This is a genomic window from Burkholderia sp. CCA53, from assembly GCF_001685525.1.
GTDB lineage: Bacteria > Pseudomonadota > Gammaproteobacteria > Burkholderiales > Burkholderiaceae > Burkholderia > Burkholderia multivorans.
In genome coordinates this window covers 2194580-2216759 of sequence record NZ_BDDJ01000002.1, presented here as the reverse complement: position 1 = coordinate 2216759, position 22180 = coordinate 2194580, and the positions used below count along the sequence as shown (strand labels likewise).

Sequence of the window (22180 nt, the reverse complement as noted above, 5' to 3'; positions counted from 1 at the left end):
GGAGAAAAAGGATGAGCAAAACGAACCGGTTTGCGGTCATTGCAGCGCTCGCGCTGCTCGGCGGCTGTCATCATGCCGCGAAGGCGCCCGAGAACACCGGGATGGCGCCGACACCGTCGAGCGAGGCCGTCACGACCGTGACGGCCGACGATCTGGACAATCCGAACAGCCCGCTCGCCAAGCGCAGCGTGTATTTCGACTTCGACAGCTACACGGTGAAGCCAGAGGACCAGTCGCTGCTGCAGGCCCATGCGAACTACCTGCGCAGTCACCCGTCGCGTCACGTGCTGATCCAGGGCAACACCGACGAGCGCGGCACGTCCGAATACAACCTCGCGCTCGGCCAGCGCCGCTCGCAGGCCGTGATGAGCGCGCTCGAAACGCTCGGCGTGCCGGCGTCGCAGCTCGAGGCCGTGAGCCTCGGCAAGGAAAAGCCGGTCGCGCTCGGTCACGACGAAGCCGCGTGGGCGCAAAACCGCCGCGCGGATCTCGTCTATCGTTGATCGCGCCGTGTCTGCCGCCGCGTTCGCGCCAGCGTGGCGGCCCTCCCGAGCCGCCGCGTCGCGCGCGACGCGGCTACACACGCCGAATCGCCACGCGTCGCCTACGCCAACGGCAGATCGATCTCGACTTCCGATGCAGATATCGTCCTGCGCCGACCACGTTGCGAGGTTGCGCAACGGTCGCGAGAACGCACCGCGCGATGCATGACGCCGTGCGCGTGCCGCGGCGCGATATGCAAAAACAATGGAATAACGGCCGGCGCCAAGTCGTTCTGTGATCGCGCAGACGCCCGGTTCGCACGAACCGGCGTCGTCCGGCGGACTGCGCACCGAAAGGAGATCGACATGAAATCGGCAACGTTGGCCGCGGCGCTGATCGCGGCGCTCGCGCTCGTGCTGTCGGCGGGGTGTACGTCGTCGGGCGGCGGCCCCGCGCAGGGGCCCGGCATGAGCCGCTACGGCGGCTCCGGAGGCAATGGCGGTGGGGGTGGCGGCGGCGGTTACTGACGCATCGCCGTCGAGATGTCGGCGCGCAGCGCGCGGCGGCCGGCAACCGGCCTGCCCGCACGCTGCATCGCCGCACGGTTCAGCGCATCGCCTTGACGTCGGCCGGCGTGACGCTGGCCGGCTGGCCGCCCCATGTCGCGCGCAGATAGTTCGCGAGCTGGGCAACTTCGTCGTCGCCGAGCGTGCCGGCGAAGCCCGGCATCGCCTGCATGTTCTCGACGCCGGCGAACTTCTGTTCGTCGATGCCGTCGAGCACCGCGACGAGCAGGTTGCGCGGATCGTGCTGACGCACGGTCGAGTTGCCGGCCATCGGCACCGCGACGTGCGGCTTGCCTTCGTCGCTCAGCCCGTGACAGCCCGCGCACACGGCGACATAGACGGAACGGCCGGCCGCGAGCTGGGCCGCATCGGCCGATACCGGCTTCACGGGCTGCGGCGCGGGCGGCGTGTCGCCGAGCAGATAGACCGACAGCGCGCGCAGGTCGTCCTTCGTCAGGTATTGCGTGCTCAGGTGCACGACCGGATACATCTCGCCGAACGCCGAGCCTTGCGGCGCGATCCCGACGCCGAAGAAGGTCTGCAGGTCGGCACCGGTCCAGCCGCGCGCTGCGAGGCCGGCCGGCGTGATGTCCGGCGCGGCGACGCGGCCGAGCGCAGCGCCCGCGAACGGCTTCGCGCCGTCGAGCTGGCCCGTGAACGCGCGCGGCGTGTGGCACTCCGCGCAGTGGCCGAGCGCGCCGGCCAGATAGCGGCCGCGCTGCCAGTCGGCGGACTGGCCCGTCGATGCGTCCGGCAGGCTGTCCTTCAGGAACGCAAGGTCCCACAACGCCATCCCGAACCGCAGGTTGTACGGGAACTTCAGCTCGTGCTCACGGTTGGCCTGCGCGACCGGCCTGATCGTCATCAGGTACGCGTACATCGCGTCGGTGTCCGCGCGCGTGAGCTGCCGGTACGACGTGTACGGCATCGACGGATAGAGCCGCTTGCCGGGCGCCTTGCCGTCGTGCAGCGCCGCATAGAAGTCGTCCGCGCTCCAGCGGCCGATCCCGTGATCCTTGTCGGGCGTGATGTTCGATCCGTAGAACGTGCCGTACGGCGAATCGAGCTTCGCGCCGCCCGCGAACGGCGCGCCGTCCTTCGCGGTATGACATGCGGCGCAGTCGGCCGCCTTCACCAGATAGCGGCCGCGCGCGATCTGGTCCGCGCCCGGTGCGCCGGAGCCGGCCGTCGACGCCGGAGCGTCGCCGCCGCACGCGGCGAGCGTCAGTGCGCACGCCGCGGCGAGCGCAGGCAAGCCGGCGAAGCGCGCGATACGATGAGCGAGTGTACGTTTCATGCGGCGTCCTTCACGAGTCCCGGCGTCGTCATCACGACGTCCTTCACGGCTTCGTAGTAGCGGACGTAGCCCGTGCAGCGGCACAGATGCGCGTTCAGCGCCTCGGTGATCGTGCGCTCGACGTCGGCCTTCGCGACCGGCTCGCGCTTCAGCCGCTCGATCAGCACCGTCGCGGCGTTCACGAAACCGGGCGTGCAGTAGCCGCACTGGAAGCTGAAGTGCTCGAGGAACTTCTGCTGGATCGGCGACAGCTCGACCACCTCGCCGGCTTCGTTGCGCTTCGCATGGCCTTCGACCGTGCGGATCGCGCGCCCGTGGAAGAAATGCGCGCCGGTGATGCAGGTCCGCACTTCCTCGCTCGTGCCGTCCGGCTTGTCGAGAATCACCACGCACGCGTGGCAGATCCCCTGCCCGCAGCCGAGCCGCGAGCCCGTGAGCCCCGCATACTCGTGCAGGAACTCGATCATCATCAGCCCTTCCGGCACCTGCATCGGGCCGACGGCCTTGCCGTTGATGTTGACCGACAGCGGCTTCTGCTGGAAGCGGACCAGCGGACGCTCGACGGCGGCCGCGGCGGGTGCGGCCGAAGCCGCGTTCGGCGCGGACGCGCCGGTCGCTGCCGCGGCGGCGCTCGCGCCCGACGCGGCGGTTTGGGCGGTCGTCATGCGAGCACCTCCTGAATCTTTTGCGGGGTCACCGGCAGATCGGTGAAACGATGGCCGATCGCGTGTGCGATGCCGTTCAAGATCGCGCCGACGACGGGAATCATCACGACTTCGGCGACGCCCTTCGGCGGATCGGTCTCCGACAGCGGCGGCAGCACGTCGCCCGTCTGCGTCCATACGGCGACGTCGGTCGCGCGCGGCAGCTGATAGCGGTTGAAGTTCCACGTGCCGTTGCCGGGGCCGTCCTCGTAGAGCGGCAGGTATTCGTGCAGCGCGTGGCCGATGCCCATCGCGAGGCCGCCCTGCAACTGGCCCGACACGAGCTGCGGCGAAATCTGGTTGCCGCATTCCATGATCGAGTGATGCGTGAGCAACTCGACCTTGCCGGTCGCTTCGTGCACGGCCAGCTCGACGAGCGTGCCGACCGCCGTGTAGTACGTGACGGCCGCGTTGTTGCGGCTCATCGGCGGAATGAACACGCGCTTGCGGTCGAGCACGCGATAGCCGTTCGCGGTCGGCGGCAGCGTGCCGCGCACCGCGGTCGCGCCGGCCGGCACGGCGGTGCCCGGTACCGGTCCGTGCTCGTCGCCCGTCTTCGGCGCACCGATGCGCAGCGACAGCCCGTCGATCGGCAAACGCTCGACCGTGCCGCCGATCTCGAATTCGGCGTCGGTCCATTGCCAGCGGTTGAACACGTGCACGACGGCGCCCGTCGGCAGGCCGAGCGCATGCGCCTGCTTCGCAAGCTGTTCGAAGCTGAGCGGCTCGAGCCCGTCGGCGGTCAGCTTGCCGTCGACCCAGCGCGCGTCTTCGATGCGTACCGTGTACGGCGCGGCCTGACCGCCGCCGAGGCCGCGCGACCAGATCGACATCGCGGCCGGCCACAGGCCGTAGCGGAATACGGCGCGCGCGGCTTCGCGCGTGCTGTGCGTGAAGTAGAACGCCGAGTTCGTCGCGCTCGACGGCGACGCATAGCTCGGCGACCAGCGCGGATTCGCGCTCAGGCGATCCTGGTCGGCCTGCGACATCGTGTACGGGTCGCCGCTCGTCTCGACCGGCAGATCGGGCCATTCCGTCACGGCGACGCGCACGTCGGTCGCGGGGCGGCCGAGCCATTTCGCGACCGCGACCGCCTGCGACGTCGACATCCCGGTGCCGATCTCGGCGGCCGTGTGATGCAGCGTGACCTTGCCGTTCTCGTCGAACTCGACCTTCGCGAACGATGCTTCGGCGCCGGTGCCGAAGTCCTTCTGCACGCAGGCGAAGCCGACGCCGTAGCGCTTGCCGGGATTCGCGGCCTCGAATTCGGCCTTGCGCGCGGCGCGCCGCGTCCACAGCGGGTGCTGCTTCGCGCGCTCGAGCACTTCGTCGACGCGCAATGCGCCGGCCGGAATCGCGCCCTGTGTGTTCTTCATGCCGGAGCGCAGCGCGTTGCGCAGACGGAAGTCGATCGGATCGAGGTTCAGCTGCGCGGCGATCTCGTCGATCGCCATTTCGGTCGCGGCCATGCTTTGCAGCGTGCCGTAGCCGCGCGCGGACCCGGCGTCGATCGCGCGCGACGCGATCGCGACCGCCGCGAGATCGCTTTTCGGGAAGTAGTAGATCGACTGCGCGGCCGTCGCGCCGACCATCGCGACCGAAGGCGAGAAGTTCGAGCGCCCACCGCCGTTCGCTTCGAAGTCGCCCTTGAACGACTGCAGCAAGCCGGTATTGCGGTCGACCGCGATCCGGTAATGCATGCGGAACGCGTGACGCTTAAGCGACGTCTGGAACTGCTCGTAGCGGTCGTTCGCGAAACGCACCGGACGGCCGTCCGCATAGAGCGCGCACACGAGCCCGTAGAACGGCACGTTGCAGTGATCCTTCGATCCGTAGCCGACCGTGTAGCACGGATGCACGAACAGCTTCTTCACCGGGAAGCGGCATTTCGCGACCATCGCGGCCGCGTTCTCCGCGACCTCGAGCGGCGACTGGCTTGCGACCACCAGATGCAGCGACTGCGTCGCGGCGTCGTACCAGCAGTTCGCGTTGTCCGGCTCGAGCGCGGCCGTATCGACCGACTGCGTGCTGTACTCGCGATCGAACACGAGCCAGTCCGCGGACGGATGCTCGAGCTCCGCCGCGATCTGCCCGGCATGGAACATCCCCTGCTCGTCGAGCTTGCCGTGTTCCTTGCCGTCGGGCCAGACCGGTTGATGCTTGCGCATCTGGCTCGGGAAGATCGGCGCGTCCTTCAGGCTCGAATAGACATCGTCGTCGTACGCGGTCTTGCCGCCCACGCGCACGTAGCGGAACGTGCCCCACGGATCGCGCTCGAGCGGCCCCGTGACGGCGCCGTAGCGGATCACGTCGTCGCGGAACTTCAGCGCGTTCTTCGCGAAGCGGAAGCGCGCGAAGTCGTGATAGATCAGGATCGCGACCGCATGGCCGAGATAGGCAGGCGTCTTGCCGGCGGGCAGCAGCATGTCCTCGCCGTAGAACGCCGGGAATGCGACGCCGTCGCGCGCGAGATCGTCGGCGGTGACGACGCGGTCCGGCTTCAGTTCGTCGCCGAGCAGCGACAGGTCGAATCCTTCGTAGATGCGGTCCGCCTGCGTGACGCGCAGGATCAGCGCATGCGACTGCTGCTGCGGCCAGTGCGGCATGTCGGCGGCACGCACGTCGCGGGCGAACACTTTCGAGCCCGTGACCTTCGCCATGCCGTCGATGCGGAATCGGGGGATGCCGGTGACGCTATCCCATTTGACCGGAGTGAGGAGTTTTTCTTCGAAGAGCGCCGCGAATGCGCGGCTGCCCAGCGGCGCGACATACACTGCAACGCCGGCCAGCACGCTGGCTTTCAGAAAACCCCGCCGTGACAGGCCGTGGTTTTTCATTGGGGGGAACCTCCTGATGCGGCTCGTACGGCGATCGGATGTCGCGGCGTTCGGAGCGGCGCGCATTCTGGCATTTTTTACGAGATATCGCCTATAGTATTTTTCACATGCAATAGTTATTGAATTTCTTATAACGAGATTCGGCCGCGGCGCGGCGTGCGGTCGCGGCATCGATCGCAAGCGTGTGCGGACGTGCCGGCCATGCGCCGCATATCGTCCCGTGGACAACGATCGTGCCGCTGCGCGCGCAGCGCCGCAAGCGTCTTTTCTTCGCGTGCGGCAGCCGTTCGAACGGCCAAGCACCGGTGCGCCGCGCGGCGCGCGTTCATGGTAATGTCGTGCGCATCCCGGCTTGCCGGCACCCGGCCCCGTGCACGGATCCGCCAGCCATCGCGATATCGTGTCGAGGTCGATAACCATGGCAGTCAGGGCACGTCTCCTGCACTCCGTTCTCGCCACTCCCCCGTCCGGCAACCACTGCGTGACGGACGCGCTGCGTCCGTCGATGCTCGTCACGTTGTTCGAGGACGTGCGGCCGATGGCGCTGTCCGGCCTCGCAAGCGGCTTCGTCGCGGCCGTTGCGCTGCTTCGTCTGCATGAACTCTGGTGTGCGCTCTGGCTCGTCCTCGACGTCGGGCTGCTCGCCGCGCGGCTCGCGATCGCGCGCGCTTACGTGGTCGAGCGCAACGCCGGCCGCGATCGCGCCGAATACTGGGCGATGCGCTACGCGCCCGTGTCGCTGCTCGCCTGCTTCGTGCTCGGCCTCGGCGCGATGGGCTGCGTCGATGCGGCCGACGTCGAGCTCGGCACGCTCGCGGTGATGATCGCGGGCGGCGTGTTCGGCGGCATCGCGTCGCGCAATTCGGCGCTGCCGCGCCTCGCGATGACGCAGGTCACGCTCGGCGTGCTGCCGATCGGCGTCGGCGCGCTGCTCGCCGAGCGGCCGGGTGCGTGGCTGCTGGTGCCGCCGCTCGCGATCTATCTGGCCGCGATGCGCACCGTCGTGCAACGCCACTACCGCGTGCTCGTCGCGCTGATCGCGGCCCGCCAGCGCAATGCGGAGCTCGTCGCGCGCTTCGACGCCGCGCTCACCTACATGCCGCACGGCCTCTGCATGATCGACGGCGACAGCCGCGTGATCGTCGCGAACCGGCGCACCGCGCATCTGTTCGGTTCGCCGCGCGACATCATGCTCGATACGCCGCTGCCCGACGTCGTCGCCGCGCTCGGCACCGACGCCGCGCAACCGGACGCGGCCGTCCTCGCGGCCCGCTGCGCCGACTGGCTCGCACACGACGCGGCGCCGTTCGACATCACGCTCGCGAGCGGCCGGCAGCTCGAACTGACGCGCCATCGCGTGCCGGACGGCAACGCGGTGATCATCGTCGAGGACGTGACCGCGCGGCGTCTGACCGAACAGCACATCCGCCACCTCGCGCGGCACGATGCGCTGACGGGGCTGCCGAACCGGCACGAGCTGCATGCGGAGCTCGAACGGATGCTGTCGCGGCCGCGCCGGCCCGACACGGCGGTCGCGGTGATGTATCTCGATCTCGACGGCTTCAAGGCGATCAACGACCGCTTCGGCCATCAGGCCGGCGACGAGCTGCTCACGCAGGTCGCCGAACGGCTCGGCCGCACCTTGCGCGACGGCACGCTCGCGGCGCGCATCGGCGGCGACGAGTTCGTCGTGGCCGTCGACGATACGACGATGGACGCGTGCTCGCGCGTCGCCGCGCAGCTCATTGCGCAGATCTCGGCGCCGTACACGCTGTCGATCGGCGAGACGGTCCGCTTCGGCATCAGCATCGGCATCGCGCTCGACGACGGGCACGGCACGCCCGACGAGCTGATCCGCCAGGCCGACAGCGCGCTCTACGACGCGAAGTCTGCCGGCAAGGGCCGCTATCGGTTCTATTCGAGCGGCAGCCGGCCCGTCGCGCCGGCCGCCGCAAACTGACCGCGCCGCGCGCGACTGTTTCAGTTTCGAAACGCTTTTCGCGTGCGCGGCGCGTGCCGATGTCACGTGACGTGTTCCGTAACATCGCCCGCGATACGCCGCGACGTTACGTGCAGAAGGCTGCACGATCGGCGCAGTGCGCCGCATTTTCTCTCTGGCACCGTTATTGCTTCATCACGGGAAACAGACAGCCGGAGAGTGCTGCCATGAATACCGTCGAAGTGATGAGCCGCCGCGAAACGATCGACGAACTCGACGTGATCGACGGCGCATCGCTGATCCGCCGCCTCGTGTCCGGACGCCGCACGCCCGCTCGGGAAGCCTGCTGCGTCGACAATCCGCCGCTGACGCTGTACGGCGCGTATCGGCAAGGCGTCGCCGACTACGCGGCCGGCCGCGCGAATCCGTATCGTGCGGGCAGCCGGTTCTGGGCGCTGTGGGAAGAAGGTCGTATCGAAGCTGAAACGTCGGGGCGGTAGCGCACGCAAGTCCGCGCGCGCGCGACACGCGGCTCGCGCGCGTCGCGCCGCGGCCGTTTCCCGATAAGATGGCAGATCCCGTCCATCGCACGACGTTGCCATGACCGCCTCCTCCCCGTTCCGCAATCCCATCCACTGCGAAATCGATCTCGACGCGCCCGGCAAGCAGGCCGGCTATCTGCGTCTTCCGCATTCCGTGCATCGCTCGGCATACGGCTGGCTGCCGATTCCGATCGCGTCGATCCGCAACGGCGACGGCCCTGTCGCGCTCGTGATGGCCGGCAATCACGGCGACGAATATGAAGGGCAGATCATCGTGTCGCAGCTGATGCGCGAGATCGAGCCCGACATGATTAGCGGCCAGTTGATCCTGCTGCCGATGGCGAACTTTCCGGCCGCCGATGCGGGGCTGCGCGTGTCGCCGCTCGACAACGGCAACCTGAACCGCAGCTTTCCCGGCGATCCGGCCGGCACGCCGACGCAGATGATCGCGCATTACATCGAGCACGCGCTGCTGTCGCGCGCGCAATACCTCGTCGACCTGCATTCGGGCGGCAGCTCGCTGCTGTATAGCGGCGGCAATATGCTCGCGATCGATCCGCTCGACGCGGACGAGGCCGCGAAGCTCCACGGGCTGCTCGTCGCGTTCGGGCTTCCGAACGCGCTGCTGCATGGGCCGAACCCCGTGCATTCGGCGTCGGCCGCGCGCCGGCAAGGCGCAATCTCGATCGTCACCGAACTCGGCGGCGCCGGCATGGCGGATCCGTCGCTGATCCGGCTCGGCCGTCACGGGCTGCTGCACTATCTCGGCTATATCGGCCTGCTGCACGGCAAGCTCGTGCCCGATGCGCCGCCGACCGTCACGCGCTTTTTGCGGGTCGACGGCGACCGGCATTTCGTCTACGCCTACGAACGCGGGCTCTACGAACCGCTCGTCGAACTCGGCGACCGCGTGACGGCCGGGCAGCCGGCCGCCTGGGTCCACTTCCCCGATACGCCGCTGCGTGAGCCCGTGCTGCATCGGTTCAAGGGCGACGGCGAAGTCGTCTGCAAGCGCGTGCCCGCGCAAGTGCAGCGCGGCGACTGCCTGTTTCAGCTCGCGGAACCCACCGACCCGCCGAGCATCGGCCGATAGGGCCGGTTCCGGACCTCTCCTTTTCCCGTGCTGTCTGCCCTGTATGGCGGACGGCACGCGTGCGCCATTAACCAACTTGACAAATTAACCTACTTGGTTATACTCGCGCATGGATACCTATGGAAAAGCGAACGCCGCACTGCAAGCTGCCGCGTCAAGGCGCTGATCGAAGCCGGCAAGGTCCGCCTGACCGCAAGCGCCGTCATCGGCGCCCGCCTGATGGGCTTCACCGAAGCGGAAGCGATCGACGTGGTGAGGGCGCTGACACCGTTCGAATTCCACAAGAGCATGACGACCTACGCCGACCACACGATCTGGCAGGACGTCTACCGGCCTTGCACGATGCGCGGCGACGTGTACCTGAAACTGACCGTCGTCGACGATGTGCTGATCGTGTCTTTCAAGGAGCGATGAAATGAAATGTCCTGCATGCGGTGCTGCCACGCTGGTCCGCGACACGCGCGACATCCCGTACACCTACAAGGGCGAATCGACCGTGATCCCGCACATCACCGGCGAGTTTTGCCCCGCGTGCGGCGAGTCGGTGCTCGACGTCGACGAGGCGACCCGTTTCGGCGAAGCGGTGTCGGCGTTCAACCGGCAAGTGAACGCGACACTCGTCGATCCGAAGTTCATTGCGACGGTGCGCAAGAAGCTGAAGCTCGATCAGCGCGAGGCGGCCGAGATTTTCGGCGGCGGCGTCAATGCGTTTTCCCGCTACGAGACCGGCAAGACCAATCCACCGCTGGCGCTCGTGAAGCTGCTGAAGATTCTCGACCGTCATCCCGATCTGCTCGACGAAGTGCGTGCGGCATAAACGGCCTGCGCGCGTGCATCGATGATCCGCCGCGCACGCGCACTTTCGCGCCTCATCCCCCCGCTTTCGCTGCAAGCCTTCTGACGCTTCCCGCGAAATCCTTATCGAAATTGCTTCGTTCGTCTTCGCGCGCCGCCCCGCTAACGTATCCGAAACGGCGGCGGCCCGCCCAATGCATCGCACCGCGCACAGCGGCTGCCGCCCTCACGACAACCGCGTCGCGATAACGAACGAAATGGCCGGCCCGCGTGCCTGCCGCGTCCGCATCGCGCGCCTTTCGCGATGCCCATGGCCACGACCGACCGCATCATCGACACGACCCCGCTCGACGTGCGTGCCCAGCCGCTGATCGACGCGCTGATCGACGAATACGCCACGCGCTACGACGCGTACCGACCCGACAGCCGCGCGTCCGCGCGCGAAGAACTCGCACGCTATCCGGCCGAGCTGTTCGCGCCGCCCGAAGGCGCGTTCGTGCTGCTGCTGCGCAACGGCGAGACGATCGGCGGCGGCGCATTCAAGCGCTACGACGCACAGACGGCCGAACTCAAACGCATCTGGACGCGCGCCGACCAGCGCCGCCAAGGGCTCGCGCGCCGCATCGTCGACGCGCTCGAGCAGCGCGCGCGCCGGCAAGGCTATCGCCGCGTGTATCTGACGACCGGCTTTCGTCAGCCCGAAGCGTGGGCGCTGTACGACCGCGCGGGTTATGCGCGTCTGTTCGATGCATCGATCGATCCCGAAGTGCTTTTCCATCTGCGCTTCGGCAAGGATCTCGTCGATCCGTCGCGCACATCGACGCTCGCCGATCTGTGGGCGCCCGCGCCCGAAGCGGCCCTGCCGCGCTGACGGTCGGCGCGGTCCAGACGCGCATCGCATTCCCCGCTTTCCACGACAACGACAGGACGTCTTCATGCCATACCGCGTTCGCCGCGCTTCGCGCGCCATCGTCACCCTCGCCGCCGCGCTCGTGGGCCTGACGGCCTTCGCCGCCGCGGCCGCCACGTTCGACCTGAGCCCCGAGCAGCGCGGCCGTCCGCGCGGCGTCGCCGATCCGGCGGTCGAGCGCGCGGTGCCCGCGTCGTTCCGGTTCGCCGAACCCGACACGCTGACGATCGGCATCGCGCCGAGCCTGCCGCCGATCAGTACGTATGCGACGGACGCGCGCACGGTCGTCGGCTTCGATGCGGACGTCGGCCAGCTCGTCGCCGACACGCTCGGACGCCGGCTGAAGATCGTCGCGCTCGCGTGGGCCGACTGGCCGCTCGCGCTCGAATCGGGCAAGGTCGACGCCGTGATCTCGAACGTGACCGTCACCGAGGAACGCAAGCAGAAGTTCGATTTCTCGACGTACCGCAAGGATCAGCTCGGCTTCTACGTGCGCAACGACAGCGCGATCCGGGCGATCCGCGAACCGAAGGACGTCGCCGGGCTGCGCATCGTGACCGACGCCGGCACCAATCAGGAAAAGATCCTGCTCGCGTGGGATCGCGACAACGTCGCGCACGGGCTCAAGCCCGTGCAGGTGCAGTACTACGACGATCACGCGATGCGGATCGTCGCCGTGCAGTCCGGTCGCGCGGACGCGGTCTTCAGCGTGAATTCGGTGCTCGCGTATCAGAGCGCGCAGCAGGGCAAGACGCGGCTCGTCGGTGCGATCAGCGGCGGCTGGCCGCGCACGGCCGACATCGCGATCGCGACGCGCAAGGGCAGCGGGCTCGCGCAGCCGCTGACGGCCGCACTGAATACGCTGATCGCGAACGGCCGCTACGCGCAGATCCTCGATCGCTGGAACCTCGCGTCCGAAGCGATCGACACGTCGCGCACGAATCCGCCCGGCCTGCCGAAGAGCTGAGCGCCGCCTCCTTTCACGCACGTCGTTCACCATGTCCTATTCGCTTTCGCTGCTCGACAAAAGCCCGATCGCCGACGGCGGCAGCGCCGCCGACGCGCTGCGCTTCACGACGACGCTCGCGCGGCGCGCCGAGCAGCTCGGCTACTCGCGGTTCTGGGTCGCCGAGCATCACGGCGCGCCGGGCTTCGCGAGCTCGGCACCGGAGATCGTCGTCGCCCACCTGCTCGCGCAGACGTCGCGCATCCGCGTCGGTTCGGGCGGCGTGATGCTGCAGCACTACAGTCCGTTCAAGGTCGCCGAGACGTTCCGGCTGCTCGCGGCCCTCGCGCCCGGCCGCGTCGATCTCGGCATCGGCAAGGCGCCGGGCGGACTGCCGCTGACCACGCGCGCGCTGCAGTGGTATCACGACAAGGCCGCGAAACCCGACTTCGCGGGCCAGCTCGCCGCGCTCGACGCGTTTCTCGGCTGGGGCGTCGACGAGGATCACGCACTCGCGGGCGCGATCGCGCTGCCCGAACCGCCGCAGCCGCCGCAGCGCATCCTGCTCGGCGGATCGCCGGACAGCGGCGCGCTCGCCGCACGCCGCGGCTGGCGCTTCTGCTATGCCGGCCATTTCAACGGCGACGAGGCGAACCTCGAACGCTCGCTCGAGGCCTACCGAAGCGCAGGCGGCACGAAGCCGCTCGTCGCGCTGTACGCGGTCGCGGCCGAGACGCGCGATGCGGCCGAGCGGCTGACCGGGTCGCTGAAGATCTTCCGGCTGCGGCTCGCGAGCGGTCAGAGCTTCAACCTCGCGAGCGCGCAGGCGGCCGCCGAATTCGCGCGGCAAAGCGGCGCGTCCGACTACCGCATCGACGAACTGCGCCCCGCCGTGCTCGCCGATACGCCCGAGCGCGTGCATCGCGCGCTCGACGCGCTGAGCCGGCGGCTCGGCGTCGACGAGTTCGTGATCGATGCGCCGACCGCCGACCATGCGGCGCGACTCGCGTCGGTCGAATGGCTCGGCGGCGTGCAGACGACCACGCCCGCGCACATCGCACGCGCCGCGACGCACGGCGCCCCTTCCCTCGACCGCGACACGCCACACCCATGACGACTCCACGCCCGATTCCCTTCGGCCTGATGCTGCAAGGCGCAGGCAGCCACATGAACGCATGGCGGCATCCGAGCAACCCGCCGGATGCGAGCATCAACGTCGATTTCGCGATCGGCATCGCGCGCAAGGCCGAGGCGGCCGGGATCGCGTTCGCGTTCGTCGCGGACGGCCTCTACATCAACGACAAGTCGATCCCGCACTTCCTGAATCGCTTCGAGCCGCTGACGCTGCTGTCCGCGCTCGCGGCCGCGACGACGAAGATCGGGCTTGCCGGCACGATCTCGACGTCGTACAGCGAGCCGTTCACGGTCGCGCGCCAGCTCGCGTCGCTCGACGCGATCAGCGGCGGCCGCGCCGGCTGGAACGTCGTGACGACGCCGCTCGAAGGCACCGCGAAGAACTTCGGCAAGACGCATCCCGATCACGCGCTGCGCTACGAGATCGCCGACGAATTCCTGAGCGTCGTGCAGGGCCTGTGGGACAGCTGGGACGACGACGCATTCGTGCGCGATCGTGAGACCGGGCGCTTCTTCGATCGCACGAAGCTGCATACGCTCGATCATCGCGGCCGCTTCTTCCAGGTCGCCGGACCGCTGAACATTCAGCGCTCGCGCCAGGGGCAGCCGGTGATCTTTCAGGCCGGCTCGTCCGACGACGGCATCGCGCTCGCCGGCAAGTACGCGGACGCGGTATTCACGCATTCGCCGTCGCTCGACGAAACCGCGGCCTTTTCGCGGCGCGTGAAGCAGAGCGCGATCGACCACGGCCGTCGGCCCGACGACGTGAAGATCTTCCCCGGTATCGGGCCGATCGTCGGGCGCACCGCCGCCGAAGCCGAAGACAAATACCGCGCGATCCGCGATCTGTTGACGATCGACGACGCGCTCGCCTATCTCGGCCGCTATTTCGACCACCACGACTTCACGCAATACGCGCTCGACGCGCCGTTCCCCGAGCTCGGCGACATCGGCCGCAACAGCTTCCGTTCGACGACCGACCGGATCAAGGCCGACGCGAAACGGCACGGGCTGACGCTGCGCGAAACCGCGCTCGCCGTCGCGACGCCGCGCCCGAACTTCATCGGCACCGCCGAGCACGTCGCCGACGAACTGATCCGCTGGTTCGACGCGGGCGCGGCCGACGGTTTCATTCTCGGCTTTCCGGTGCAGGCGCAAGGCGTCGACGATTTCGTCGAACTCGTGATTCCGGCGCTCGAAGCGCGCGGCCGCTATCGGCGCGAGCTGCCCGGCAGCACGCTGCGCGATCACCTCGGCCTGCCGCGCAAGGCGAGCCGCTACGCGCCGCCCGATGCGACGCGCGCGCCGGCCGATGAAGCGCATACCTAGTACGCCGCGTGCGTCGCGCGCCGTCGTGCGTGCCGAGCAGCCGACGTACCGATTCGACGACCCATTCGAGGACCCTGCATCGACATGAGCGATACGACCCATCTCGGCGGCGCCGTGCCGCCGCTGCCTTCCAGCGCGCCGCGCGACACCGGCGCCGGCGCGCGCGTGCGCATCGTGCCCGCGCGCCACCGCTCGAGCCTCGCGGGCACCGTGCTCGCGGTCGCGTTGATCGCGCTCGCGCTGCACTCGATCCTGACGAACCCGCGATGGGGCTGGCCGGTGTTCGCCGAATGGTTCCTGTCGCCGCCCGTGCTGTCCGGCCTGGCACGCACGCTCGTGCTGACGCTGCTGGGCGCCGTGTTCGGGTTCGCGCTCGGCGCATTGGTCGCCTTTGCGCGGCTGTCGCGCTCGCGGCTGCTATCGGCCAGCGCATGGGCGTTCGTCTGGCTGTTCCGCTCGATCCCGCTGATCGTGCTGCTGCTGATCCTGAACAACCTCGGCTACCTGTACGAGCACGTGCGGCTCGGCGTGCCGTTCACCGGCATCGTATGGTTCGACGCGCCGACGACGGACCTGATCAGTCCGTTCGCGGCGGCCGTGCTCGGTCTCACGCTGAATCACGCGGCGTTTTCGGCGGAAGTGATCCGCGGCGGCATTCTTTCGGTCGATCAGGGGCAGCTCGAAGCGGCCGCCGCACTCGGCCTGCCGCACGGCCGGCAGACCGCGCGCATCGTGCTGCCGCAGGCGATGCGTGCGATCCTGCCGACCGCGTTCAACGATCTGATCGTGCTCGCGAAAGGCACGTCGATGGTGTACGTGCTCGCGATGCCCGAGCTGTTCTACACGGTTCAGGTCATCTATCGCCGCAATCTCGAAGTGATTCCGCTGCTGATGGTCGCGACGGTCTGGTATCTGATCATCCTGACCGTGCTGTCGGCGATCCAGGTGCAGGTCGAGCGCCACTACGCGCGCGGCGCGCTGCGCAACCCGCCGCCGTCGGCGCTGACGTTCGTGCTCGCACGCGCGGGCGCGCTGTGGCGGCGCGTCGTCGCGCGCCGCAGCGTGCCGGCCGCCGGCGCCCGCGACGACGCGGTCGTGCCGCAAGTCGGCGGCGAAGTGACCGTGCATCGCGTATCGAAACGCTTCGGCACGCAGCGCGTGCTCGACGACGTGTCGTTCGTCGCGCCGCGCGGCAGCGTGACCGTGATCGTCGGCCCGTCCGGCTCGGGCAAGTCGACGCTGCTGCGCACGATCAATCATCTCGAACGCGTCGACGACGGCATCATCGAGATCGACGGCGAACTGATCGGCTATCGCCGCGACGGCGACGTGCTGCACGAACTGAAGGAGCGCGACGTGCTGAAGCGTCGCAGCGGGGTCGGGATGGTGTTCCAGACCTTCAACCTGTTCCCGCATCTGACGGTGCTCGAGAATCTGATCGAAGCGCCGCTCGCGCTCGGCACCGCGACGCGCGAGGCGGCGGAACGGACCGCGCGCGCGTTGCTCGCGCGTGTCGGCCTCGCCGACAAGGCCGACGCGTATCCGCGCCAGTTGTCGGGCGGCCAGCAGCAACGCGTCGCGATCGCGCGGGCGCTCGCGCTGCGACCGAAGGTGCTGCTGTTCGACGAGCCGACGTCCGCGCTCGATCCGGAGCTCGTCAACGAAGTGCTCGACGTGATCAAGGAACTTGCGCGCTCCGGCACGACGCTCGTGATCGTCACGCACGAAATCGGCTTCGCGCGCGAAGTCGCCGACAACGTGCTGTTCATGGAACGCGGACGCATCGTCGAAGCGGGACCGCCGGCGGTCGTGCTCGACGCGCCCGCGCATCCGCGCACGCGCGCGTTCCTGTCGCACGTGCTGTAACGCGTGTGGCGCGCGACGCATTCGCTATCGAACCCGACGACATGACGATCGACCGACGACAGTTCATCGCCGCCGCACTGGCCGCGGCATCCGGCTGCGCGCCGTGGCGCACGGCGTACGCGGCCGCCGCGACCGCGGACCTCGACCCGCGCCAGGCCGGCCGCGTGCGTGCGCCGCGCGACGACGCCGCGATCCGCGCGGCAAGTGCCTACCGATGGGTGCGAGACGGCGCGTTCACGGTCGCGATTTCGCCGCATGCGCCGCCCGTGTCGACCTATGCGACCGATGCGCGTACGGTCGTCGGTGCCGATCCCGACTATGCGCAGCTCGTCGCCGACGCGCTCGGCCGCACGCTGGTGCTGGTGCCCGTCGCGTGGGCCGACTGGCCGCTCGGCCTCACGTCGGGGAAATACGATGCGGTGATTTCCAACGTCGGCGTGACCGAAAAGCGCAAGGAGAAGTACGACTTCACGACGTACCGGCTCGGGCTGCACGGCTTCTACGTGCGTACCGACAGCCCGATCCGCGCCATCGCCGAACCGAAGGACGTCGCCGGGCTGCGCATCATCACCGGCGCGGGCACGAGCCAGGAGCACATCCTGCTCGAATGGAGCCGGCGCAACGTCGCGCATGGCCTGAAGGCGACCGAGTTGCTGTACTTCGACGACGATGCGGCCGCGCGCGTCGCGCTGCTGTCGGGCCGTGCGGACGCCGAGCTGAATCCGAACGCATCGCTCGCCTACGAAGCCGCGCGCACGGGCAAGATCCGGCGCGTCGGCGTCGTCAATGCGGGCTGGCCGGCGAATGCGGACGTCGCGATCGCGACGCGTCGCGGCAGCGGGCTTGCACCCGCGCTGACGCTCGCGACCAACACGCTGATCGCGAGCGGCCGCTACGGACAGGCGCTTGCGCGATGGGGACTGCAAAGCGAAGCGATCGCGCGTGCCGAAACCAATCCGCCGGGACTGCCGTCGTACTGAACCCAGCATCGATGCGTGCGCACGCATCGATGCGCCACGCGCGTTTCATCGCAACCGCAAGCGATTCCGATTCGCGTTCTTCATTCGATTTCATCGCGTGTTCGACGGCCGCCGCGGTAAGTTTTGCGTGTGCGTGCGCAGCGTATCCGGCAACGCTTGCCGGCGCGCACGCTGTTACAAAAATCGCCTCTCGCGCCGCGCGCGGATCGCCTACATTGCAACCACTTCGACGCATTCGTCGGATGTCTGCACGGGCTTCGACGGCGGTCGGTATCGCACGCCGGGCCGATGGCAAAGAAAACGAAAAGGTGTCTCGACCGACGCGCTGGCGGTATCCAGCGTACGCGGCTTGCGATGGCTGAAACGGTTTCCCCGAACGATACGAGGCGATCCGCTGCGCGGGCATCCGCTGCCTGCGCACGCGCGTCGCGTCGTCGATCGGTCGGGCCGCGCCGTCGCGGCCGCACGTCAATGAGGAGCAGTCCATGCGACGCATCACCGTGCCTCACTCGCTCGTCACCCGTCTGTCCGCCGCGCTTGCCTGCGCGGCCGCCGCCGCGGCGCACGCGGAACCGGTCGTCGTATCGGGACCGAGTCCGTTCGCGGCGTGCACGATCGGCGGCCCCGGTACCAACTACGTGAACGCCGAAGTCGAACCCTGGCTCTCGGTGAACCCCGCGAATCCCTTGAACATGATCGGCGTATGGCAGCAGGACCGCTGGTCGAACGGCGGCGCGCACGGGCTCGTCGCGGGCTACACGTTCGATGGCGGCGCGACGTGGGCGCGCACGCCGCAGCCGTTCAGCGCGTGTGCGCCCGGCGGGCTCAAGTACGAGCGCGCGTCCGATCCGTGGGTCTCGTTCGGGCCGGACGGCACCGCGTACTCGGTGTCGATCTCGTTCAACCAGTCGAACAACAGCAACGCGGTGGCCGCGTCGGTATCGACGGACGGCGGGCAGACGTGGAGCAGCCCGGCCGTGCTGATCGCGAACGACGAACCGACCACGCAGTTCTTCAACGACAAGGAATCGGTGACCGCGAACCCGGTGAAGGCCGGCACCGCCTATGCGGTGTGGGACCGGCTCGAACTGCCCAACGGCAATCCGTACGCGAACCTGCATACGGCCGCGTATCGCGGGCCGACGTTCTTCTCGAAGACGATCGACGGCGGCCGCACGTGGAGCCCCGCGAAGGTGATCGTCACCGTTGCGTCGCGTCAGCAGACGATCGGCAACCAGATCGTCGTCGATCCGAAGACGGGCACGCTGTACGACTTCTTCGACCTGATCCAGCCGCCGTTCAGCAAGGCGGCCGGCAAGGTCGCGTTCGTGAAGTCGACCGACGACGGCGCGACGTGGAGCAAGCCGCAAGTGATCGCGGGACTGCAGACGGTCGGCGTCACCGATCCGAACACCGGCGCGCCCGTGCGGACCGGCGACATCATTCCGGAGCCGGCGATCGATTCGGCGTCGGGGCAGCTGTACGTCGTGTGGCAGGACAGCCGCTTCAACGGCGGCCAGTACGACGAGATCGCGCTGTCGACGTCGAAAGACGGCGGCGCGACCTGGAGCGCGCCGCTGCAGGTCAACACGCCGACCGGGCGCCCGGCGTTCAACCCGTCGGTGCGCGTCGACAATGCGGGCACCGTGATGGTCACGTACTACGATTTCCGCGACCTGCAGGCCGGCAACACGACGACGCTGCCGACCGGCTTCTGGCGCAAGGTGTCGCATGACGGCGGTGTGACGTTCGTCGACGAACGCCGTGTCGGCGGGCCGTTCGACATGATGCTCGCGCCGTACGCGGAAGGGTTCTTCATCGGCGACTATCAGGGGCTCGACGTGCTGCCGTCGTCGTCGTTCCATCCGCTGTTCGTGCAGACGAATTCGGGCAATTTGACGAACCGCACCGACGTGTTCTTCGCGCCGTAAGCCGGCGTACGCGCCGCGCCGCCGCGGCGATGCAGGCCACCGTGCGGCCACCGTGCTGCATTCGACCATGCGCGGCCGCTCGGTTCCCGACGCGGCCGCCGCCCGCGTTCCCCGCGTTCCCCGCGTTCCCCGCGTTCCCCGCGTTCCCCGCGTTCCCCGCGTTCCCCGCGTTCCCCGCCTTCCCCGCCTTCCCCATCTCCTCCGCTATCGGCTCGCCGTGCATCGCGTGGCGGCGTCGGCCGTTGTCCGTTCGGTCGGCTTGGAGCCCGAAATGATATAACGTATCATTCACGATCTCGATCGTCCGATGCCCGCCTGACCGGCGTGGCGGCCGAATCGAGCGATGTTCCAGCGGGTCGCTGCGCGCCGTAAACGCAACAATATATCGTATCGATATGAAACCGATTCGCGGCGCGCCGGGCTTGCCCCCGATCCGATTCCGACAGACTTCAACCGACTCATCGACCATGCGCGACCTCCCACGTCTTCCACGTGTTCCACGTCTTCCGCTCCGCCCGCTCTCGCCCGTTTCGCTGATGGCGCTCGCCGCCCTTGCCCATGCGCAAACCGACACGTCCGCAATCGCTACGTCGCCGTCCTCGAACGGCGCGCCGCTCGCGCCGATTTTCGTCACCGCGAATCCGCTCGGCGACGCCGAGCTGATCGCGCCCACCGCGCAGCTGTCCGGCGATGCACTGCTGCGCCGCCAGGCCGACTCGCTCGGCGAAACGCTGAACGGCCTGCCCGGCGTATCGACCACCACGTACGGGCCGATGGTCGGCCGCCCGATCGTGCGCGGCATGGACGGCGACCGGATCCGGCTGCTGCAGAACGGCGTGGCTGCCTACGATGCGTCGTCGCTGTCGTACGACCACGCCGTGCCGGAAGACCCGCTGTCGATCGAGCGCGTCGAGATCGTGCGCGGCCCGGCGGCGCTGCTGTACGGCGGCAACGCGATCGGCGGCGTCGTGAACACGATCGACAACCGGATCCCGCGTGAGGCGATCGATGGCCCGACCGGTGCGCTCGACGTCCGCTACGGCGGCGCGAACGCCACGCGCGCGGGCGCCGCGCAGGTCGAAGGCGGCAACGGCCGTTTCGCGTTCCACGTCGACGCATTCGATCGCGAAACCGGCAAGCTGCGGATTCCCGGCTATGCGCGCAGCGATACGCAACGCGCGCTCGACGGCCCCGACACGCCGCAGCCGGTCGGCAGCGTGCCGAACAGCGACGGCCGCGTGCACGGCGGCGCGGTCGGTGCGTCGTACACGTGGGCCGACGGTTTCGCGGGCCTGTCGTACAGCGGCTACGAATCGAACTACGGATCGGTCGCCGAAGACGACGTGCGGCTGCGCATGCGTCAGGAGCGCCTCGCCTTCGCGTCGGAGGCGCGCAACCTGCGCGGGCCGTTCTCGACGCTGAAATTCGACTTCGCCTACACCGATTACCGCCACAAGGAAGTCGACAACGGCGAAACCGCGACGACGTTCCGCAATCGCGGCTACGAGGCGCGCCTCGAGGCGCGGCACCGCAAGATCGGGCCGCTCGAAGGCGCGATCGGCGTACAGTTCGGCGGCAACACGTTTTCCGCGCTCGGCGACGAAACGCTCGTTCCGTCGACGCGCACCAACAGCGTCGCGCTGTTCGGCCTCGAGGAATGGCAGGTCGATCCGGCGCTGAAGCTGAGCCTCGGCGGACGCATCGAGCATGTCAACGTCGATCCCGATCCGGCCGGCGTCGAGAAATTCGCGGGCGCGCAATCGCGCACGTTCAACGCAGGCAGCGTGTCGGCCGGCGCGCTGTTTTCGCTGACACCCGTCTGGTCGATTGCCGCCAACGTCGCCTACACCGAACGCGCGCCGACGTTCTACGAGCTCTATTCGAACGGCCCGCACGATGCGACGGGGCAGTACCTGATCGGCAATCCGAATGCGTCGAAGGAAAAGGCCGTGTCGACCGATCTGTCGCTGCGCTATGCGAGCGGACCGAATCGCGGCAGCGTCGGCGTGTTCTACAACCGCTTTTCGAACTATCTGGCCGAATACGCAACCGGACGCATCGTCGACAGCGACGGCGAGCCGGTCCCGCGCGGCACCGACGACGCGCTCGCCGAGGCCGTCTATCGCGGCGTGCGCGCGGAGTTCTACGGCATCGAGCTGGACGGCAAGTATCGCGTGTACGCGCACAGCGGCCACACGGTCGACCTCGAGCTGACGGCCGACTATACGCATGCGCGCAACGTCGACACCGGCGAGCCGCTGCCGCGCATCGCGCCGCTGCGCGCGACGCTCGCGGCCGACTACGGCTACGGCCCGTTCGGCGCACGCGCGCAGCTCACGCACGCGTGGTCGCAGCATCGCGTGCCCGCCGACGATGAACCGACCGCCGGCTATACCTCGCTCGGCGTGGTGCTGACATACAAGTTCCGCGTCGGCGCAACGCACTGGCTCGCGTATCTGCGCGGCGACAACCTGACGAACCAGGACATCCGCTACGCGACCTCCGTCGTGCGCGGTTTCGCGCCGCAAGGCGGACGCAGCGTGATGGCCGGATTGCGCACGACGTTCTGATTGCACTCGCCGTTCCGATTCGCATCATATCGACACTGCAATACCGGTCATTCGTCGATCGAGCGAATCGGAACGGCGGATCATTCAATGATGAATACCGGTTTGCCAAATGCAACAAAGCCGGTTTCATTATCCGGATATGAAACGAATGAATCGCCGGTGATTACCTCGCGGCGCACGAACCGTGCGTTGCAGCATGGCGTTACCGAATCGCGGTTGAATTAATAGAAATAAAAATCAGGGTTTCGACGGGTAAAG

The 22180-nt window shown here is 68.4% G+C and carries 18 protein-coding genes and 2 pseudogenes; 17 read left to right on the top strand and 3 right to left on the bottom strand.

Annotated features, from left to right (window positions below; genetic code table 11):
• Positions 1-11 precede the first annotated feature (11 nt).
• Together pal and BCR55_RS33195 are read left to right on the top strand one after the other, a co-directional pair.
• The gene (gene pal / locus BCR55_RS26010; RefSeq protein WP_065496531.1) at positions 12-503 is read left to right on the top strand and encodes a peptidoglycan-associated lipoprotein Pal; all 492 of its coding nucleotides are present in this window, start codon (positions 12-14) and stop codon (positions 501-503) included.
• Between the two features lie 345 nt (positions 504-848).
• The gene (locus tag BCR55_RS33195; RefSeq protein ID WP_006409870.1) at positions 849-1010 is read left to right on the top strand and encodes a hypothetical protein; all 162 of its coding nucleotides are present in this window, start codon (positions 849-851) and stop codon (positions 1008-1010) included.
• A 79-nt stretch (positions 1011-1089) separates the two neighbouring features.
• On the opposite strand, the gene BCR55_RS26005 is transcribed toward BCR55_RS33195, so the two are convergent.
• Genes BCR55_RS26005 through BCR55_RS25995 form a run of 3 tightly spaced genes read right to left on the bottom strand, consistent with a single transcriptional unit; the run spans position 1090 to position 5887 of the window.
• A complete protein-coding gene (locus tag BCR55_RS26005; RefSeq protein ID WP_065496529.1) occupies positions 1090-2346 on the bottom strand; it encodes a cytochrome c in 1257 nt (418 codons plus the stop codon).
• Complete coding sequence (locus BCR55_RS26000; RefSeq protein ID WP_006397024.1) at positions 2343-3011, bottom strand: (2Fe-2S)-binding protein; 669 nt, start codon at positions 3009-3011, stop codon at positions 2343-2345. The genes BCR55_RS26005 and BCR55_RS26000 overlap by 4 nt, the downstream gene beginning before the upstream one ends.
• Positions 3008-5887 (bottom strand): xanthine dehydrogenase family protein molybdopterin-binding subunit, encoded by a 2880-nt coding sequence (locus tag BCR55_RS25995; RefSeq protein WP_065496527.1) that lies wholly within the window; start codon positions 5885-5887, stop codon positions 3008-3010. Before BCR55_RS25995 ends, BCR55_RS26000 begins: the two co-directional genes overlap by 4 nt.
• A gap of 418 nt (positions 5888-6305) precedes the next feature.
• Between BCR55_RS25995 and BCR55_RS25990 the strand changes: the two genes are divergently transcribed.
• The 15 genes and pseudogenes from BCR55_RS25990 to BCR55_RS33975 form a co-directional block, all read left to right on the top strand.
• Positions 6306-7847 carry a sensor domain-containing diguanylate cyclase gene (locus BCR55_RS25990; protein ID WP_167338149.1) on the top strand — a complete coding sequence of 514 codons (1542 nt, stop codon included), beginning with the start codon at positions 6306-6308 and terminating at the stop codon, positions 7845-7847.
• Between the two features lie 206 nt (positions 7848-8053).
• The gene (locus BCR55_RS25985; RefSeq protein ID WP_006403506.1) at positions 8054-8326 is read left to right on the top strand and encodes a hypothetical protein; all 273 of its coding nucleotides are present in this window, start codon (positions 8054-8056) and stop codon (positions 8324-8326) included.
• Positions 8327-8426: 100 nt separating this feature from the next.
• On the top strand, positions 8427-9461 hold the full coding sequence (locus BCR55_RS25980; RefSeq protein ID WP_006397017.1) for a succinylglutamate desuccinylase/aspartoacylase family protein: 1035 nt from the start codon (positions 8427-8429) through the stop codon (positions 9459-9461).
• Positions 9462-9580: 119 nt separating this feature from the next.
• Positions 9581-9875: pseudogene (locus BCR55_RS25975) on the top strand (type II toxin-antitoxin system MqsR family toxin).
• Between the two features lies 1 nt (position 9876).
• Entirely contained in the window at positions 9877-10278 is a 402-nt protein-coding gene (locus BCR55_RS25970; protein ID WP_006403504.1) for a type II toxin-antitoxin system MqsA family antitoxin, read from the top strand.
• 288 nt (positions 10279-10566) lie between these two features.
• A complete protein-coding gene (locus tag BCR55_RS25965; RefSeq protein ID WP_065496521.1) occupies positions 10567-11127 on the top strand; it encodes a GNAT family N-acetyltransferase in 561 nt (186 codons plus the stop codon).
• A gap of 64 nt (positions 11128-11191) precedes the next feature.
• The gene (locus tag BCR55_RS25960) at positions 11192-12133 is read left to right on the top strand and encodes an ABC transporter substrate-binding protein (RefSeq protein WP_035487669.1); all 942 of its coding nucleotides are present in this window, start codon (positions 11192-11194) and stop codon (positions 12131-12133) included.
• A gap of 31 nt (positions 12134-12164) precedes the next feature.
• Entirely contained in the window at positions 12165-13226 is a 1062-nt protein-coding gene (locus BCR55_RS25955) for an LLM class flavin-dependent oxidoreductase (RefSeq protein ID WP_065496516.1), read from the top strand.
• Positions 13223-14575: an LLM class flavin-dependent oxidoreductase gene (locus tag BCR55_RS25950; protein ID WP_065496512.1), complete on the top strand. Its 1353-nt coding sequence runs from the start codon at positions 13223-13225 to the stop codon at positions 14573-14575. The genes BCR55_RS25955 and BCR55_RS25950 overlap by 4 nt, the downstream gene beginning before the upstream one ends.
• A gap of 84 nt (positions 14576-14659) precedes the next feature.
• The gene (locus BCR55_RS33820; protein WP_083211886.1) at positions 14660-16441 is read left to right on the top strand and encodes an amino acid ABC transporter permease/ATP-binding protein; all 1782 of its coding nucleotides are present in this window, start codon (positions 14660-14662) and stop codon (positions 16439-16441) included.
• Between the two features lie 41 nt (positions 16442-16482).
• Positions 16483-17421, top strand: a complete 939-nt coding sequence (locus tag BCR55_RS25935; RefSeq protein WP_065496772.1) for an ABC transporter substrate-binding protein — start codon at positions 16483-16485, stop codon at positions 17419-17421.
• Positions 17384-17896: a hypothetical protein gene (locus BCR55_RS32815; RefSeq protein ID WP_139094093.1), complete on the top strand. Its 513-nt coding sequence runs from the start codon at positions 17384-17386 to the stop codon at positions 17894-17896. The genes BCR55_RS25935 and BCR55_RS32815 overlap by 38 nt, the downstream gene beginning before the upstream one ends.
• Before the next feature lie 10 nt (positions 17897-17906).
• Entirely contained in the window at positions 17907-19352 is a 1446-nt protein-coding gene (locus BCR55_RS25930; RefSeq protein ID WP_065496509.1) for a sialidase family protein, read from the top strand.
• Positions 19353-19888: 536 nt separating this feature from the next.
• Positions 19889-21922 carry a TonB-dependent receptor domain-containing protein gene (locus tag BCR55_RS25925; protein ID WP_065496505.1) on the top strand — a complete coding sequence of 678 codons (2034 nt, stop codon included), beginning with the start codon at positions 19889-19891 and terminating at the stop codon, positions 21920-21922.
• Positions 21923-22085: 163 nt separating this feature from the next.
• Positions 22086-22142: pseudogene (locus tag BCR55_RS33975) on the top strand (hypothetical protein); the annotation flags it as partial.
• Positions 22143-22180: the final 38 nt, after the last annotated feature.

Coding starts and splice junctions, on each gene's coding strand:
- pal (WP_065496531.1), top strand. CDS start 12: ATGAGCAAAACGAACCGGTTTGCGGTCATTGCAGCGCTCGCGCTGCTC.
- BCR55_RS33195 (WP_006409870.1), top strand. CDS start 849: ATGAAATCGGCAACGTTGGCCGCGGCGCTGATCGCGGCGCTCGCGCTC.
- BCR55_RS26005 (WP_065496529.1), bottom strand. CDS start 2,346: ATGAAACGTACACTCGCTCATCGTATCGCGCGCTTCGCCGGCTTGCCT.
- BCR55_RS26000 (WP_006397024.1), bottom strand. CDS start 3,011: ATGACGACCGCCCAAACCGCCGCGTCGGGCGCGAGCGCCGCCGCGGCA.
- BCR55_RS25995 (WP_065496527.1), bottom strand. CDS start 5,887: ATGAAAAACCACGGCCTGTCACGGCGGGGTTTTCTGAAAGCCAGCGTG.
- BCR55_RS25990 (WP_167338149.1), top strand. CDS start 6,306: ATGGCAGTCAGGGCACGTCTCCTGCACTCCGTTCTCGCCACTCCCCCG.
- BCR55_RS25985 (WP_006403506.1), top strand. CDS start 8,054: ATGAATACCGTCGAAGTGATGAGCCGCCGCGAAACGATCGACGAACTC.
- BCR55_RS25980 (WP_006397017.1), top strand. CDS start 8,427: ATGACCGCCTCCTCCCCGTTCCGCAATCCCATCCACTGCGAAATCGAT.
- BCR55_RS25970 (WP_006403504.1), top strand. CDS start 9,877: ATGAAATGTCCTGCATGCGGTGCTGCCACGCTGGTCCGCGACACGCGC.
- BCR55_RS25965 (WP_065496521.1), top strand. CDS start 10,567: ATGGCCACGACCGACCGCATCATCGACACGACCCCGCTCGACGTGCGT.
- BCR55_RS25960 (WP_035487669.1), top strand. CDS start 11,192: ATGCCATACCGCGTTCGCCGCGCTTCGCGCGCCATCGTCACCCTCGCC.
- BCR55_RS25955 (WP_065496516.1), top strand. CDS start 12,165: ATGTCCTATTCGCTTTCGCTGCTCGACAAAAGCCCGATCGCCGACGGC.
- BCR55_RS25950 (WP_065496512.1), top strand. CDS start 13,223: ATGACGACTCCACGCCCGATTCCCTTCGGCCTGATGCTGCAAGGCGCA.
- BCR55_RS33820 (WP_083211886.1), top strand. CDS start 14,660: ATGAGCGATACGACCCATCTCGGCGGCGCCGTGCCGCCGCTGCCTTCC.
- BCR55_RS25935 (WP_065496772.1), top strand. CDS start 16,483: ATGACGATCGACCGACGACAGTTCATCGCCGCCGCACTGGCCGCGGCA.
- BCR55_RS25930 (WP_065496509.1), top strand. CDS start 17,907: ATGCGACGCATCACCGTGCCTCACTCGCTCGTCACCCGTCTGTCCGCC.
- BCR55_RS25925 (WP_065496505.1), top strand. CDS start 19,889: ATGGCGCTCGCCGCCCTTGCCCATGCGCAAACCGACACGTCCGCAATC.